This window comes from Streptosporangium sp. NPDC001681, from assembly GCF_040298085.1.
In the GTDB taxonomy this organism is placed as follows: Bacteria; Actinomycetota; Actinomycetes; order Streptosporangiales; family Streptosporangiaceae; genus Streptosporangium.
The window spans coordinates 24,594-41,755 of the sequence record NZ_JBEOZN010000091.1 but is presented as its reverse complement, the minus strand read 5'-3'; the positions used below and the strand labels follow the sequence as shown (position 1 = coordinate 41,755).

Sequence of the window (17,162 nt, the reverse complement as noted above, 5' to 3'; positions counted from 1 at the left end):
CCCGCTCTTCCGATCTCGGGGGGGGACGTCTTGGCGGGGGACGTCGCCTTTCTCTGCGACGTCGCCCGCGCCTACCGCCGTTCGCGGTGGGCGTGGCGGCTGTCCCGGCTACCCGGCGCGCGCCGTCTGCGGCGTCTCAGGCAGGCAGGCCGCCGGTCGGCCGCGGGCCCTCCGGGCGACGGGGGGCGGGCGACCAGGAGGAGTACTCCCTGAGCCCGTAGAGCAGCGGTACCGCCCGAGCCCGCTGCTCCACCCGGAACACCTGGCCGAACACCACGGTGTGGTCGCCCACCTCGACGGTCCGGGTGACCCGGCAGTCCGCGAACGCGTGGGCCTCGTCCACGAGGTGTGGCCCGCCGAAGGAGGGTTCCGTGCGCCACCTGACCCGCTCGAAGCGGTCCGGGGTCCCCGAGGCGAAGAGTTCCGCCGCGTACCGCGCGCGGTCGTGCAGGAGGTTCACGGTGAAGGTCGACAGCTTCAGCATCGCCTTCAGCGTCGGGCTGAGCCTGCGGACGCACACGAGCAGGGTCGGCGGGTCCAGCGCGACGCTGCACACCGAGGAGCAGGTCATCCCCCACGGCCTGCCGCCGGGCTCGGCGGTCGTCACGATGGCGACGCCGCTGGGGAAGGCGGACATCAGCGACCGGAACCGCGTCGGGTCGACCGCCGGCGGCGCCGAGGGGGGCTCGAAGGAGGGCTCGAAGGGGATGTCGAAGGGAGAGAGGCCGACCAGCGGGTCCTTCATCGTGGTGCTCCGTGCGCGACCCGCCGCTCGGGGGGCAGGTCGTGCAGGCGCGCGAAGTACTCGTACTGGCTGGGCAGCCTGTCGACCAGTTCACGGGACTGGTCGCGGACGATCCGCAGTTCCCTGGAGGCCGCGGCGCCGTCGAACAGCCTCAGCGCCGGCGGGGCCTGCACGGGGAGGCCGCCCAGCCCCAGGAGCATGGCGGTGTAGGAGTAGGGCTCGAACCCGTGGTAGTGAGGGAAGACCGTCTCGGGGTCGGGCAGCTTGACCTGCCACTGCTCCAGGCGTTCGGCCAGCCCGTCGGGTACCTGGCGGGTCGTGGCGTCCTTCCAGTAGTCGTTGTCGGCTCGCGCCGCGGCGTGGTAGTGCAGCACCAGGAACTCGCGCACGCCGTCCATCACATTGGCGACCTGGCGGTTGTAGGACCGGCGCAGCCGGTCGTCCCAGCGCTCGCTGGGGAAGTGCTTGACGAGCTGTTCGACGGCGTTCTGGATGAAGAAGATGCCGGTGGACTCCAGCGGCTCGACGAAGCCGCTCGACAGTCCGATGGCGACGCAGTTGTTCACCCAGGAGTTCTCGCTCCGGCCGATCCGCATGCGGATGTGATTGGCCTCGAGGTCGTCCGCGGCCGGGCCGACGAACTCGCGGAGGGTCCGCTCCGCCTCGTCGGGCGTGCAGTAGTCACTGGCGTAGACGTAGCCGGTGCCGACGCGGCCGAAGAGCGGGATCGTCCAGATCCATCCCGCCTCCTGAGCCGTGGCCGTGGTACAGGGGCGGATGCCCCGCTCGGCCATGTTCACCGGCACCCGCAGCGCCACAGCCCGGTCGTTGGGCAGGGTGTCCTGGTACGACATGAAGGGCACCGAGAGTGCCTTGTTCAGCAGCATCCCGCGAAAGCCGGTGCAGTCGATGAACAGGTCGCCTTCCAGCGCGCCGTGCTCCCTGGTGACGACGTCGCTGATCCAGCCGCGCTCGTCGAGGTTCACGTTCACCACGTCGTCGAGCACGTGCCGGACGCCGCGGTCGGTGCCGTACTTCGTGAGAAACCTCGCCAGCAGCGCGGCGTCGAAGTGGTAGGCGTAGGGGAACTGAGTGTTCTGTTCGGTCAGCGTGGTGCGGTAACCGCGCTCCGCGCCGCCCTCGGTGAAGTCCTGCTCGAACAGTGCTCCGGAGAGATAGCGGGGAGACCGGTTCGCGTCGCAGAGCGAGGCGATGACGAAGCAGTCCTTGTCGAACCGGCCGCCGGGGCGCTCGTTCAGCCACCAGTCGGTGAGCGGGAATCCGTTCACGGTGCGCAGGCGCTCGAACGGGTGGTAGAAGTGGTGGCCTTGGGAGCGCCAGTTCTCGAACCGGATCGCCAGCTTGTAGGTGGCCTGGCACTCCGGCATCCACTCGCGCTCGTCCAGGCCCAGATAGTTGAAGAAGTGGCGGATCGTGCTGAAGGTCGCCTCTCCGACCCCGATGGTGGGCACGTTCTTCGACTCGACCAGTGTCACGTTGATTCGGTCGCCGAAAGCCGCCCGCAGGTACGAGGCGGTCATCCAGCCCGACGTGCCACCTCCGACGATAACTACGCTTTTGACCATTCTGAACCCTTATCCCTGCGCGTGAGAACGGAACACCGGGAGAACACCGGGAGAACGCCGGATGATGTGAAAGGCGCGGCTCGGCGGTGTCATCCACCCCGGCATTGTTGAAAGCCTCTACCAAAAGCGCGGTCCGGCTCCACATCATTGACTCGATAGCTAAACAGGGCGGTCAGGCGCGCTTTCGGTACGCTGGGTAATGGGCCGGTCGCCGATTCGGGGGAGGCGTGTTCCCGGCCGTCCGGCTGCCGGGAACCGGTGCCGCCGTGCTCTGGGTGGTCGAGAGATCCGGAGATTGGCGCAGCTCAGAGGCTGTCTCGAAGGTAAGCGCATCAACTGGTGTGTATGAGATTTGGCGCTTTCCGCAACGAGAGTTGACTTCCGATCGGCGTCGGAGTTAGGTTGATCTTATTGACAGAGCCAATGGGAGAGTGGTGAGAATATCACTCTCGGTTTACTGGGGGATCCTCGCGGACGGCCCTGGGCATTGTCCGGCGCCCGCCGAGATCGAGTAGTCCGCGCGCCGGCCGGCAGAGCGGGCCATCATTTGCCGGGGCCTCCGTTGAGAGGCGTGACCTGCTTTCCAACAACACAGAAAAACCAATCTTTCTACAACGCTGGGGGCCGCGGTGTTGAGGATTCATTTCACGGTTGAGGACCTGGCACGCCTGCGCATGGTCGCGAGCCTCGGGCCGGTGGCCGAGAGCGTGTTCGCGCTGGACATCTTCGGTCGCAACGGAGGCGCCTCCCTGAACGGGTGGCGAAAGCATGTGCGTGATCGGCTGGGCGAGGGCGTCGGCAGCGTGGAGCAGCTGGTCCGTGAACGCCGGGCGCCGACGGAGCTGCTGGAACTGGTCGAGCGCTCTCCCGGCCGAGCCGAGCCGCGCTCCGTGGCCGACGAGTGGGCCGACCGGCGGGTGAGCGCCACCGTGCTGGGGTTCTGTCAGGTGGCGGTGCTGCCGTACTGGAGCAGGGTGCGAGGTTACCTGGAGTCCGAGCGCGAGGCGTACGGCCGGATAACGATCAGCAACGGCGTCGAATGCCTGCTTGAGACGCTGCACCCCAGGCTGTGCTGGAACCCGCCGGTGCTGGAGATCCCCGACAGCGAGGACCGTGACGTCCACCTGCGCGGACGCGGTCTGCTGCTGAGCCCCTCGCTGTTCCTGCAGGGCAGGAACTACCTCTTCCTCGACGCCGAGCACGAGACGGGGCTGCCCGCCCTGGTGGTCTCGGCGCCGTGCACCCCGGCCCTCCTGTCCGACCTGGCCGGGGCGCCGGTGCCCGACGACGAGGCGCTCGGCGCCCTGGTCGGGCACACCAGGGCGGCCGCGCTCCAGGCGCTGGCCGAGAGCTGCACCACGGGCGGCCTGTCCGAGCGGCTCGGCATCTCTCTCGCGGGGGCCAGCAAGCACGCCACCGTACTGCGCAAGGCCGGACTGATCACCACTGCCCGCAACCGCAACACGGCGCTGCACACCCTCACCTCCCTGGGGGTGGCGCTGCTGCACGGGGAGCTCTTCCTGTCTCCCCAGCGCAACTGACCCCCGCTCCGGCACGCCTCGTGAACGGAGAACCTCCAAAAAGGAGAGCGCCATGAACTCGAACCCCTTCGAAGACCCGGAAGGCGCCTACCTCGTGCTGGTCAACGACGAGGGGCAGCACTCCCTGTGGCCCGCGTTCGTCGATGTGCCCGCGGGGTGGACGGTGGTCCTGCCCGAGACGGACCGGCAGGCCGCCCTGGACTACATCACCGACAACTGGACCGACATGCGTCCGAGGAGCCTGGCCGAGGCGATGGGGGACCGGCCATGACTGGCCACGAACTGCCCCTCGTCATCGAGGGCGGGGGTACCCGGATCTCCGACCTGGTGAGATCCGACCGGCAGGAGATCCGCAAGAGCCTCACCGCGCACGGCGCCGTGTTGTTCCGCGATTTCGAGGTCGGCGGCGTCGACGGCTTCGACGAGGTCGTGCGCGAGCTGTCGGGGGCGCCGCTGACCTACGCGGAGCGCTCGTCCCCGCGCAGCGTGATCAAGGGCAATGTCTACACCTCGACCGACTACCCCTCGCAGGAGGAGATCTTCCTGCACAACGAGAACTCCTACCAGACTGTCTGGCCGATGGTGCTCTACTTCCACTGCCTGCGACCGCCGTCGTCCCAGGGCGCCACGCCACTGGCCTCCACCCGTGCCGTCCACGACAGGATGGACCCGTCGATCCGCGAGGAGTTCGCGCGGCGGGGGTGGATGGTGGTCCGTAACTACAGCGACGAGCTCGGCATGTCGTGGCACGAGGCGTTCAACACCGACAGCGAGGACGAGGTCACGGACTACTGCCGGAGCAACGGCGTGCAGACGGAGTGGCTCGGCGGTGACCGGTTGCGGACCAGGGCGGTCCGCCAGGCCGTGCACCGTCACCCGGTAACCGGCGACCCGGTGTGGTTCAACCACGCGACCTTCTTCCACATCACCACCCTTCCCGAAGGGGTGCGGCTGGGGCTGCTGGAGATGTGCGGGGAGGAGAACCTCCCGAGCAACACCTACTACGGCGACGGCGGGACGATCCCCGACGACGTCGTCGGCCACCTGCGAGACTGCTACCGGTCGGCGTCCGTGCGGTTCGACTACCGTCAGGACGACCTTCTGGTCATCGACAACATGCTGACCTCGCACGGCCGCGAGCCGTTCACCGGGCCGCGGAAGATCGCCGTGGCGATGGCCGAGCCGTCGTCGACCTGACCGCCGATCGACGGTCGGGCCGACGGTCAGGCCGACGGTGGCCGGCCGTCGCGCCCCTCAGTCCGGCTCGCGCAGCCGCCGGACCTCGGCGGAGATGATCGCCAGGAGCAGCAGGTCGGCCGCCAGGCCGGGCACCGCGGAGAACTGGTTCATGACGAACGCGAAGACCTGGCCGAAGAGGATGTCGACCAGCAGCGCGGCGTTGAGCAGCCGGAAGGCGGCCATGCGGTTCCCGCGCAGCCGCACCGCACCGCACAGGCCCAGCGCCACCGTGATCGCCGCCGAGACGGCCATGCCGATCACCGCCCCCCACTCCTGCTCGCCGTCGAGCGTGCCGTAGGCGTTCTCCAGCCCGAGGCCCACCAGGGGCAGGAGCGCCTGGACGATGAGATACACCACCGCGAGGGCGACGAGCAGGGGGCGGCGCGTCAGGCCGTCGAGGGCGGCGCGGGCGCGGGCCAGGCCGGTGCGCAACGGTCCGGGAGCCGTCTCCCGGGCCGGGACCATGCCCAGCAACCGGACCGCCGCCGCGTCGAGCGCGTCGTCGGAGCCCTGGACCAGTCGCACGGCGGCGTGCCGCTGCTCCACGGTCAGCCCCGAGGTCACCCCGACGAGTGCCGCGTAGACGGCGTTGGCCGTGCGCTCGCGCCGGGAGAAGTCGGTCCGGCCCTTCAACCACTGGGAGAGCACGACCAGGAGGGCGAAGACCAGGTAGATGATCCCCGCGGCCGGACGGTAGAAGTAGTCGGTCGTCTGGGTGACGAACTTGCCGACCTCATCGACGAACAGCCCGAACCCGACCCCGCCGAGGACGGCACCCCAGGTCCGCGCGGCCTGGCCGAGGAACGCGAGTGTGATGCCCATGCCCACCGTCATCAGCAGGCCGCCCCACAGGACGTGGGCGATGTGCAGGCTCCCTCCGCCGAGCTGGGGATAACCGGCCTGTTGGAGATAGGCCCTGGTCAACAGCACCGCACTGATCCCGGATATCGCGAACACCTGCAGATGCGCGGCGGCGCTGGTCACCCGGGTGAGGCCCGATAGGCGCAATGTAGTTCTCCCTAATGCTGCCGACGGCGTTCTGGGAAACGGCCGGCCGAGAAGGCGACGGCCTCGGCTCCGGAGGTGCCTGACCTACGGTGTCCCGCGTCGGCGGATCGACAGGGCGGTGACACGGAAAAGGCCGGTCCGGAGGATTAGAACCACATACGACGTTAGCACGAATCCCGCTCTGACTGCGCTGTTTAGCCCCTAAGTCAAAGACGTTGAACCCGCCCCCCGTCATGCCGGAGGCTCGATTAGGGCCGGGGACGAATGGCCGCCCCGGCCACGGTGATTCCCAGGAACCGATTGCCGTTGGCAGAGGGAGTTAATTGTGCTGGCATTACATCTGCTGGACGACGACGTCATGGTGATCGAGGAAATCGTCCGGAACCTCTCCCAGCGTTACCAGACCGTCGAGTCCGCTGATTTCCAGCGCGAGAGCCGGACGTATGCCGAGGAACTTCCGCGACGTCTCCGCAGGGCGCTCAACGAGTTCCGCCTCGCGGAGCCGTCCGGAATCCTGCTGATCTCCGGGCTTCCGGTGGACGACGCGAGGATCGGCCCGACCCCCGCGGACTGGAAGAACAAGCCGGTGCCCTCGCCCACCATCGGGCACGACATCGCGTTCTTCCTCATCGCGTCCCTGCTGGGAGATCCCATCGGATGGGCCACGCAGCAGGGCGGCTACATCATGCACGACGTCTTCCCGATCAAGGGCTACGAACACGAGCAGATCGGCTGGAGCAGCGAGGAAACGCTTGTCTGGCACACCGAGGACGCCTTCCACCCGTTGCGCACCGACTATCTCGGCCTGATGTGCCTGCGCAATCCCGACGAGGTCGAGACGACCTATGCCGACGTTTCCGACGTGCGTATCGACGATGATGTCAAAGCCATTCTGTCGCAGGAACGCTTCTACATTCTTCCGGACGACTCACACCGCCCGGCGAATCGGGCAGCGGTGACCGACGAGGATACGAAGGTCGCGGATCTACGGAAACGCAGTTACCGGCAGGTCGACCTGGCACTGGACACTCCTGAGCCTGTTGCGGTCCTTTTCGGCGACCCTGACGACCCATATATCCGCATCGACCCGCACTACATGGGCGGGATCCAGGAAGAGGACGCGGGTAAAGCGCTTGCCGAATTCGGGACGGCGCTGGATTCCGCGATGACCGGGGTCGTCCTCAAGCCGGGTGACATCTGCCTCATCGACAACTACAAGGCCGTCCACGGGCGCAGCCCCTTCAGCGCGCGCTTCGACGGGACGGACCGCTGGCTGCGCCGTCTGAACGTGGCGAGGGACCTGCGCAAGTCCCGGGAGTTCAGGCTGAGCGCCTCCTCCCGTGTCATCTACTAGCCGAACCGTCATCGGACACGTCCTCGAAGGCAGGAGTCAGCGTGACCCACGACGCACCGTCCGTACCCGCGCCCGAGGGCGCCGCCACACCGCCGTTCGGTGAAGGCGCCGAGTCACCGGGGGACCGGTGCCTGCTCGAACTGTTCGCCGAGCGGGTGCGCCGCGCCCCCGAGGCGACGGCCGTCGCCTCGGACGGGGAGTCGCTCGACTACGGGCGGCTCGACGCGCGGGCCAACCAGCTCGCGCACCACCTTCGCGCCTGCGGCGTCGGCCCGGACACGCTCGTCGGCGTCTTCGCGGAGCGCGGCGTGGAACTCGTCGTGGCGCTACTGGGAGTGCTCAAGGCCGGCGGCGCCTATCTGCCGCTGGACCCGGACAACCCGGCCGGCCGCCTGGCCTTCGCCATCGGCGACGCGGGCGCGGCCGCCGTCGTGACCCAGGCGCACCTGCGGGCTCGGCTGCCCACGACGGCCGCGCGGGTGGTCTGCCTGGACGACGAGGGGCCGATGATCGCGGACCGGCCGGTCACCGAGCCCGACCGCCGGGCGGGCCCGATGAACCTGGCGTACGCGATCTACACCTCCGGCTCCACGGGCCGCCCCAAGGGCGTGCTGGTCGAGCGGCGGCAGCTCGCGAGCTACCTGGCCTGCTGCGAGCGCGACTACCCGGGGCTGGCGGGGGTCGCGCTGCTGCACTCGTCGGCGTCTTTCGACCTGACGGTGACCGCGCTGTGGGGCACTCTCGCCGCGGGTGGCCGGATCGAGGTCGGCGAGCTGGACGGCGGCCGTCCCGGCGGCTCCGGAGACCGGCCGTCGTTCCTGAAGATCACCCCCAGCCACCTGCCGATCCTGGAGAACCTGCCGGAGGACCGCTCGCCGACGGCGGAACTGGTGATCGGCGGGGAGGCACTCCAGGGCGAGGTGCTCGACCGGTGGCGGGCACGGCACCCCGGGGTGGCGGTGGTCAACGAGTACGGCCCGACCGAGGCGACGGTCGGCTGTGTCTCCTTCCGGGTCGAGCCGGAGGCGGGGCCGCTCCGGGGACCCGTCGCGATCGGCCGCCCGATGCGCGGCACCCGCGCCTACGCACTGGACCGATCCCTGCGCCCCGTCCCGGAGGGCGTACCCGGAGAGCTGTACGTGGCGGGCGCCGGGCTGGCCCGCGGCTACCACGGCAGGCCGGGAGCGACCGCCGAGCGCTTCGTCGCCGACCCGTACGGCGGGCCGGGCGAGCGGATGTACCGCACCGGGGACCTGGTGCGGCGCCTGCCGGGAGGGGATCTGGAATACCTGGGGCGCACCGACGACCAGGTCAAGATCCGGGGCTATCGCGTCGAGCCGGGCGAGGTCGAGTCGGCGCTGGCCGGACATCCCGCGATCGCCCAGGCCGCCGTGGTGCCCTCCGGTGAGGGCTCGGGGGACACGCGCCTGCTGGCCTATCTCGTCCCGGCGGGCGAGGCGGCCCCGGCGGCGGCGGAGCTCCGCGAGTTCCTGGCCCGGACACTTCCCGAGCACATGATCCCCTCGGTGTTCCGCACCCTGGACCGGCTGCCGCTGGCGGCCAGCGGCAAGCTCGACCGCGGGGCACTGCCCGCGCCGGCCCGGCAGGACGGCACGGACGCCGGTCACGGAACCCCGCGCAACGACGCGGAGAGGGCGATCGCCGGCATCTGGGCCGAGGTACTGGGCGTCGACCGGGTCGGTGTCGAGGACGACTTCTTCGAGCTCGGCGGGAACTCCCTGCTCGCCTTCCGGGTGCTCCCGCGGATCAGGGCGGCACTCGGCGCCGAGCTTCCCGCCCGTGCCATCTTCAAGCTGCGCACGATCACCGCGCTGGCGGCGTCGGTCACCCCGGCCGCCACCGGGACCGGCAGTGGGACCGGCAGTGGGATCGACGGTGGGACCGACGGTGCCGTCGTGCCCGTGCCCCGCAACGGGGATCTGCCGCTCTCCTTCGCGCAGCGGCGGTTCTGGTTCTTCCACGAGTTCGACCCCGAGGCAGCCGACTACAACGTCCGGTTCGGCTACCGGCTGCTCGGCGAGCTCGACCCCGCCGCGCTGGAGTCGGCCCTGCGCGAGTTCGTCGCCCGGCACGAGTCGCTGCGGACGACCATCTCCTCGACCGGCGGCGAGCCGGTCCAGGTCGTCCATCCCGCAAAGGGCCTTCAGGTCCCGCTGACCGTCGTGGACGCCTCCGGGCTCGGCGAGGAGGAACTGGAGCGCCTGCTGCGCCGGGAGGTGAGCCTCCCGTTCGACCTGGGACGCGGCCCCGTGCTGCGGATGACGCTGCTGCGCCGTGCCGAACGCGAGCATCTGCTGGTGCTGGCCGTGCACCACTCGGTGATCGACGCCTGGTCCATGAACGTGCTCGCCGACGAGCTGAGCAGGCTGTACGGCGCCGCCAGGGAGGGCGGCCGGGCCGAGCTGGCGCCGCTGGCCGTGCAGTACGCCGACTACGCCGTCTGGCAGCGCGGACGCTGGACGGAAGAGGCCGTGCGGGACCAGCTCGGCTACTGGCGGGAACAACTGGCCGGTCTGTCACCCCTCGAACTGCCCACCGATCGGCCGCGCCCGGCGGTGCGCTCCTCCGCCGGGGCGGCACACCGCTTCACCCTGCCCCCCGAGCTCACCGCGGCGCTCAACGGGCTCGCCGCGCGCAACGACGCCACGCTGTTCATGACGCTGGTCGCCGCCTGCCAGGTACTGCTCGCCCGCTACTCCTCCCAGCGGGACATCGCGGTCGGCACCCCCATCTCCGGGCGCGACCGCCCCGAGCTGGAACCGCTCATCGGCTGCTTCATCAACACCCTGGTGCTCCGGTCGGCGGTCGACGGGAACCTGTCCTTCACCGACTTCCTCGGCCGGGTGCGCGAGACCGTGCTCGGTGCCTTCGGCAACCAGGACGTCCCGTTCGAACGCCTGGTGGACGAGCTGAGCGACGGCCGCGACCCGAGCCGGACCCCGCTGGTCCAGGCGATGGTGGCGCTGCAGAACGTACCGGAGAGGCCGCTGGAGTTCACCGGCGCGCGCACCGAGGGCTTCCGGCTCCCGCACGTGTCGGCGATCTTCGACCTCACCCTGGAGTTCGTCGAGCGCGACGGGGCGCTGGACGTGATGATCGAGTACAGCACCGACCTGTTCGACCGGGAGACGGCCGAGCGGATGGCCGGTCATCTGGAAGTCCTGCTGGCCGCGGTGACCGAGGCCCCCGACCGGCCGCTCGCCCGGCTGCCCCTGCTGACCGAGGCCGAGCGGCGGTCCCTGGCCGGATGGAACGGCCGGCTCAGGGACCGCCGCGCGGACCTCCCCGTGCACCGCCTGTTCGCCGAGCGGGTCCGGCGGGCACCGGACGCCGTCGCGCTGGAGTGCGGGGAGCGAAGGTGGACCTACGCCGAGCTGGACGAGCGCGCCAACCGGGTGGCCCACCGCCTGCGCGCCCTCGGCGTGGGTCCTGACGTGCCCGTCGTGGCGTGCGCGGAGCGCGGCCCCGAGCTGGTGGCGGGGCTTCTCGGCGTGCTGAAGGCCGGGGGCGCGTACGTGCCGCTCGACCCGGACACCCCACACGCGCGGCTGGCCTACGTGGTGGCCGACACCGGCGCGCCGGTCGTGCTGGTCGATCGCGCGACGGAGGGCCGGGCCCGCGGCCTGGACGCCATGGTCGTGCCGCTGGACGCGGGCGACCCCGGCGAAACCCGCCAGGCGGTCACCGAACCGGACATCGCCGTGGCCGGCGGGGACCTGGCCTACATCGTCTACACCTCCGGTTCCTCGGGCCGTCCCAAGGGCGTGATGGTCGAGCACCGGAACCTGTCCGACCTGTGCGCCTGGCATGTGGCGGAGTTCGAGGTGGTCAGCGAGGACCGGGCCTCGCAGGTCGCGTCGCTGGGATTCGACGCCGCCGTGTGGGAGGTGTGGCCCTACCTCTGCGCCGGAGCCCGGGTGGCCCTGCCCGACCGGGAGACGCTGGACGATCCCGCCGCGCTGGTGGACTGGTTCGCCAGGATGGGCACCACGATCTGCTTCCTGCCCACGCCCCGGCTGGACTCCGTCCTGGACGAGCCCGGATTCGCCGCCACCGGACTGCGCGCGATCCTGACCGGCGGGGACGTGCTCCGCCGCCGCCCGCGCCCCGAGACGCCGTACCGGCTGGTCAACAACTACGGTCCCACCGAGGCCACGGTCGTCGCCACCGCGGGCGACGTCACCTGGCAGGAGGCCGGCCGGGCCGGGGGGCTGCCCCCCATCGGCTCGCCCGTCGCCAACACCGCCGCGTACGTCCTGGACGGCTACGCCAACCCGGTGCCGGTGGGGGTCGCCGGTGAGCTGTACCTCGCGGGCGCCGGTCTCGCCAGGGGCTACCTGAACCGGCCGGACCTGACCGCCGAGCGGTTCGTCGCCGACCCGTTCGGAGCCCCGGGCGGCCGGATGTACCGCACCGGGGACCTCGTCCGCCGGCTGCCCGGAGGGGAGCTGGAGTATCTCGGCCGCACCGACCAGCAGGTGAAGATCCGCGGCTTCCGGGTGGAGCCGGGGGAGATCGAGAGCGCGCTGCAGAGCCACCCGGGCGTGGCCGGGGCCGTCGTCGTGGCCACCGAGGCCAGGCCTGGCCACGAGCGCCTGGCGCTGACCGGATACGTGGTCCCCGCCGGTGACGCGGAGCCGGATCCCGCCGAGCTGCGAGCCTTCGCGGGCACGGTGCTGCCGGACCACATGGTGCCCGCCGCGATCGTCGTCCTGGAGGAGTTCCCACTGACCGTGCGGGGCAAGGTGGACCGCGCCGCCCTGCCGGCTCCCGGTGCCCCGCGGGACTCAGACGGCGGGTACGTCCCGCCGGGCGACCCGGTGCAGCGGGAACTGGCCGGGATCTGGGCCGAGGTGCTGGGCGTCGACCGGGTCGGTGTCGAGGACGGTTTCTTCGCCCTCGGCGGCGACTCCATCCTCGCCATCCAGCTCACCTCCAGGGCGCGGAGGGCGGGGCTGCGGCTCACCTCCAGGGACCTGTTCCGCTGGCAGACGATCGCGGCGCTGAGCCCTCACGTGACCGAGGTGCGAAGCCCCGGGAGCACGGAGGGCACGGAGGGTGCGGGGCCGGGCGGCCGGGCGCCGCTGACCCCCATCCAGCACTTCCTCTTCGAGAGGTTCACGGTTCCCGAGGTCTTCAACCAGTTCGTCACCGTGGAACTGGCGGACGACGTCGACGAGACGGCCCTGCGGGCGGCGGTCGCGGCACTGGTCGAGCGGCACGACGCGTTGCGGTCGCGCTTCGAGGTCACTCGGGGAGAGCGGTCGCAGCGCGTCGTGCCGGCGGGGGAGGAGGTGATCCTGCGCGGGGCCGACCTGTCCGGCGTCGCCGACGCCGAACTCGACGCCGCCGTCGAGCGGGAGACGGCGGCCGCGCAGGCCCGTGTCGACTTCGGCGACGGGCCGCTGATCGCGGCGGTACTGCTCAGCACCGGCCGCGGGCCGCGGCTGCTGCTGACCGCGCACCACCTCGTGGTGGACGGCGTGTCGTGGCGCATCCTGCTGGAGGACCTGCGCACCGCGTACCGGCAGATCCTCCAGGGCGAGAGCGTCGACCTCGGACCCAGGACGACCTCGTTCCAGAACTGGAGCCTCCGCCTGGCCGGGCACGTCCAGGCCGGGGGCTTCGACGACGAGCTCGGCCACTGGGCGAAGGTGAGCCGTGCCGGGGCCGCGGCGGCCCTGCCCCTCGACGGCCCCGTCAACGGGCCCCTCGGCGGGCCTTTCGGCGGGCGAGGTCCGAACACCGTGGAGACCGTCCGCGAGGTGTCCGTCGAACTCGACGAGACCACCACCCGGGCCCTGCTCCGCGAGGTTCCCGACGTCTACCGCACCGAGATCACCGACGTGCTGCTGGCCGCCCTGGCCCGGGTCGTGTCCGGGTGGGCCGGGCGCGACCGCGTCCTGCTCGGTCTGGAGGGCCACGGACGGGAGGAGATCTTCCCCGACGTGGACCTCACGCGCACGGTCGGGTGGTTCACCAGCTACTTCCCCCTGGCACTGGACGTCCCCCGGGGACAGGATCTGGGCGACCTCCTCAAGTCGGTCAAGGAGCAGGTGCGGGCGGTTCCCCGGCGCGGCCTGGGGTACGGTGCGTTGCGTTACCGGGACGGGTCCGCGCTCGCCGGCGATCCCGTCCCCCAGATCTGCCTCAACTACCTCGGCCGGTTCGACACCGAGGCCGGGGACGGGGACCTCTACCGGGAGATCTCCGGCATCGAGCTGTTCCAGGATCCGCGCGACAACCGGCCGCACGTGCTCGACGTCGTCGGCTCCATCAGGTCCGGACGGCTCCAGGTCACCTGGTACTACTCGCCGAACCTGCACGAGCCCGCCACCGTCGAGCGCCTGGCCCACGAGTTCGCCGCGACCGTGGAGCGGATCGTCGGGCACTGCGCGGAGCCGGGCGCGGGCGGCCGCACCCCCTCGGACTTCCCGCTGGCCCGTCTGGACCAGGCGAGCCTCGACTCGCTGGTCGGCACCGGCCGCACGGTGGCGGACGTCTACCCCCTCACTCCCACCCAGAGCGGCATGCTCTTCGACTGCCTGATGGCACCCGGCTCCGACGTCTACACGGCCCGGTTCGAGATGGTGGTCGAAGGGGTGGCCGCTCCCGAGGCGCTCGGCGAGGCGTGGCGGCTCGTCGCGGAGCGGACCCCGGTGCTGCGCACCTCCGTCGCCTGGGAGGGGCTCGACCACCCGCTCCAGGTGGTCCACCGGAAGGCCCGGCTGCCGATCGCCCATCACGACTGGCGTGACCTGCCGGAGGAGGAGCAGGGAGCGGAGCTGGAGCGGCTGCTCGCGCGGGACCGGCAGGCCGGGCTGGACCTCGCCGGGTCCCCGCCCACCCGGCTGGCGATCATCCGGCTCGACGACACCCGGGTGCGGGTCGTCTGGACCCTGCACCACATCCTGCTGGACGGGTGGAGCGTCCACCGGCTGCTCGCGGACGTGCTCTCCTGTTACGCCGCGCGCCGCGAGGGGCGGGACTGGCGGCCGGCGGCCCGCCGCCCCTTCCGCGACCACGTCGAGCGGCTGCTCGGCCTGGACGACACCGACGCCGAGGCGTACTGGCGCGAGGCGCTCGCCGGGCTCACGGAGCCGACGCCCCTGCCGTACGACCGGCCGCCCGCACCGGACCACCGGCCCAGGGCGGCAGGCCGGGTGAACGTGCAGCTGCCGGCCTCGGTCTCGCGGCGGCTCGCCGAACACGCCAGGAACGGCCGGCTCACGCTCAACACCCTCCTGCAGGGAGCCTGGGGGATCCTGCTCTCCCGCTACGGCGGCGAGCCGGACGTCTGCTTCGGCGCGACGGTCTCCGGCCGTCCCGCGGACCTGGCCGGCGCGGAGTCCATGATCGGCATATTCATCGAGACGCTGCCGGTCCGGGTCGCCGTGGACGAGAGCCGCGCCCTGCTGCCGTGGCTGCGCGAGCTGCAGGAGGAGCAGGCGCGGGCGCGCGAGCACGACTCCGTGTCGCTGCCCCGGGTGCGCTCCTGGAGCGAGCTGCGACCCGGCGCCCAGCTCTTCGAGAGCGTCGTGGTCTTCGAGAACTACCCGATCGACCACGCCCCGGCCGGTGCCGCCGGCGTGCGGCTGCGGGACGTCGACGCCGCCGAGGTGAACGGTCACCCCCTCAACCTGGTCGTCTATCCGGGCGAGGAGCTGTCCTTCGTGCTGCTCCACGACGGGGCGCTGTTCGAGGCCGCGACCGTACGGCGGCTCGGCGAGAACCTGGCCGCGCTGCTGGAGGAGATCGCGGCCGACCCGGAACGGACCATCGGGTCGCTGCCCTCGCAGACCCGGCGCGAACGGCGCCGGATGCTGGTGGAGTGGAACGACACGGCCCACGACACCCCCGCGCGGTGCGTGCACGAGCTGTTCGCCGAGCGGGCGCGCGCCGTTCCCGGCGAGCCGGCCGTGGTGTCGGAGGGGGAGAGCCTCGGCTACGCCGAGCTGGACGAGCGCGCCGACCGGCTGGCGCGCCACCTGGCGTCCCTGGGGGTGACCGTGGAGTCGCGGGTGGCCGTCCTCCAGGCTCGCACGGCCGACGCGCTGGTCTCGATGCTCGCGGTGCTCAAGGCCGGCGGCGCCTACGTCCCCCTGCACCCGAGCTACCCGCCCGACCGGCTGCGCTGGATCCTGCGGGACACCGCGGCGGTGGCCGTGCTGACGGACCGGGCGACGGTCTCGAAGACCGGCGGGCTCGGGGCGCGGGTGCTGGTGGTGGACGGCGACACGGCCCTGGACGGTCCCCCGCTTCCGAGCCCGGCCGCCGTGGCCGACCCCGACCGGCTGGCGTACGTGATGTACACCTCCGGCTCGACCGGGGTCCCCAAGGGCGTGGCGGTCACCCACCGCAACATCGTGAGCCTGGCCATGGACCGGCGGTGGCGCTCGGGAGGGCACGAACGTGTCCTCTTCCACTCCCCGCACGCCTTCGACGCGGCGACCTACGAGATGTGGGTCCCGCTGCTGGCCGGCGGCCGGGTGGTGGTCGCCCAGGGCGAGCTGGACGCCCGGAGCCTGCGGCGCCTGGTCACCGGGCACGGCGTCACCGGGATGTTCCTCACCACGGCGCTGTTCAACCTCTTCGCCGAGGAACTGCCCGAGTGCTTCGCCGGGCTGCGCGAGGTGTGGACGGGCGGCGAGGCCGCCTCACCGGCGGCGATGCTGCGGGTGATGGAGCACTGCCCGGCGACGGAGGTGCACAACGGCTACGGCCCCACCGAGACCACGACCTTCGTCATCTGCCGTGAGATGACGCCGGAACTCGCCGGGGCCGGTACCGCGCCGATCGGCCGCCCGATGGACAACACGCGCGCCTACGTGCTGGGCCGCGATCTCGCTCCGGTACCGCCCGGCGCCCCCGGCGAGCTGTACCTCGCGGGAAGCGGTCTGGCCAGGGGCTACCTCGGCAGGCCAGCGCTCACCGCCGAGCGGTTCGTCGCCGATCCGTTCGACGCCGGGGGCCGCCTGTACCGCACCGGGGACAGGGTCCGCTGGAGCGCGGACGGCGACATCGAGTTCCTCGGCCGGACCGACGACCAGGTGAAGATCCGCGGGTTCCGCATCGAGACCGGCGAGGTCGAGGCCGCGCTGCGGGCCCGGCCGGACGTGGCCGAGGCGGTGGTCGTCGCGCGCGAGGAGGCGCCGGGGCGCAGGTATCTCGTGGGCTACGTGGTGCCGGTCGCGGGATGCGCGCGGCCCTCGCCCGCGGACCTGGCCCGGTCGCTGGCCGAGCGGTTGCCCGCCTACACGGTCCCCTCCGCGTTCGTGTCCCTGGACCGGCTGCCGCTGAACGCCAACGGCAAGGTGGACCGGCGGGCGCTGCCGGAACCGGAGAGCGGGGGAGCCGTGCGCGCCGCCTACGCCGCCCCGCGCACCCCGACCGAGGAGGCCCTCGGCCGGATCTGGGCGGAGGTGCTCGCGGTCGAGCGGGTCGGGATACACGACAACTTCTTCGACCTGGGCGGCGACTCCATCACCAGCCTGCGGGTGACCTCCAGGGTGCGGCGCGCGTTCGACGTCGAGATCTCCCCGAGGGAGCTCTTCACCGCTCCGACCGTCGGCGCCCTGGCCGAGGTGGTGCAGGACATGATCCTGGCGTCCTTCGAACGGGTCGCCCAGAGCCAGGGCTCGTGAACAGGCCAGCGGAACCCGGACGGG

General features: G+C 71.5%; 8 protein-coding genes. 5 read left to right on the top strand and 3 right to left on the bottom strand.

Annotated elements, in window-relative coordinates; translation table 11 throughout:
- Positions 1–136 precede the first annotated feature (136 nt).
- Together ABT130_RS32570 and ABT130_RS32565 are read right to left on the bottom strand one after the other, a co-directional pair.
- Complete coding sequence (locus tag ABT130_RS32570; RefSeq protein ID WP_350916826.1) at positions 137–745, bottom strand: flavin reductase family protein; 609 nt, start codon at positions 743–745, stop codon at positions 137–139.
- Positions 742–2,331 carry a tryptophan halogenase family protein gene (locus tag ABT130_RS32565; protein ID WP_350916829.1) on the bottom strand — a complete coding sequence of 530 codons (1,590 nt, stop codon included), beginning with the start codon at positions 2,329–2,331 and terminating at the stop codon, positions 742–744. Before ABT130_RS32565 ends, ABT130_RS32570 begins: the two co-directional genes overlap by 4 nt.
- 629 nt (positions 2,332–2,960) lie before the next feature.
- On the opposite strand from ABT130_RS32565, the gene ABT130_RS32560 reads away from it, so the two are divergent.
- Genes ABT130_RS32560 through ABT130_RS32550 form a run of 3 tightly spaced genes read left to right on the top strand, consistent with a single transcriptional unit; the run spans position 2,961 to position 5,069 of the window.
- Positions 2,961–3,872, top strand: coding sequence for an ArsR/SmtB family transcription factor (locus ABT130_RS32560; RefSeq protein WP_350916832.1), 912 nt, complete (start codon positions 2,961–2,963; stop codon positions 3,870–3,872).
- A gap of 52 nt (positions 3,873–3,924) precedes the next feature.
- Positions 3,925–4,143 carry an MbtH family protein gene (locus tag ABT130_RS32555; protein WP_350916835.1) on the top strand — a complete coding sequence of 73 codons (219 nt, stop codon included), beginning with the start codon at positions 3,925–3,927 and terminating at the stop codon, positions 4,141–4,143.
- A complete protein-coding gene (locus tag ABT130_RS32550; protein WP_350961911.1) occupies positions 4,140–5,069 on the top strand; it encodes a TauD/TfdA family dioxygenase in 930 nt (309 codons plus the stop codon). The genes ABT130_RS32555 and ABT130_RS32550 overlap by 4 nt, the downstream gene beginning before the upstream one ends.
- Positions 5,070–5,126: 57 nt before the next feature.
- Here the strand turns inward: ABT130_RS32550 and ABT130_RS32545 are convergent, their stop codons facing one another.
- A complete protein-coding gene (locus tag ABT130_RS32545) occupies positions 5,127–6,119 on the bottom strand; it encodes a hypothetical protein (RefSeq protein WP_350961909.1) in 993 nt (330 codons plus the stop codon).
- A 325-nt stretch (positions 6,120–6,444) separates the two neighbouring features.
- Between ABT130_RS32545 and gntD the strand changes: the two genes are divergently transcribed.
- Together gntD and ABT130_RS32535 are read left to right on the top strand one after the other, a co-directional pair.
- Positions 6,445–7,473: a guanitoxin biosynthesis L-enduracididine beta-hydroxylase GntD gene (gntD, locus tag ABT130_RS32540; protein ID WP_350961906.1), complete on the top strand. Its 1,029-nt coding sequence runs from the start codon at positions 6,445–6,447 to the stop codon at positions 7,471–7,473.
- A 41-nt stretch (positions 7,474–7,514) separates the two neighbouring features.
- Positions 7,515–17,138, top strand: coding sequence for a non-ribosomal peptide synthetase (locus ABT130_RS32535; RefSeq protein WP_350961903.1), 9,624 nt, complete (start codon positions 7,515–7,517; stop codon positions 17,136–17,138).
- Positions 17,139–17,162 lie beyond the last annotated feature (24 nt).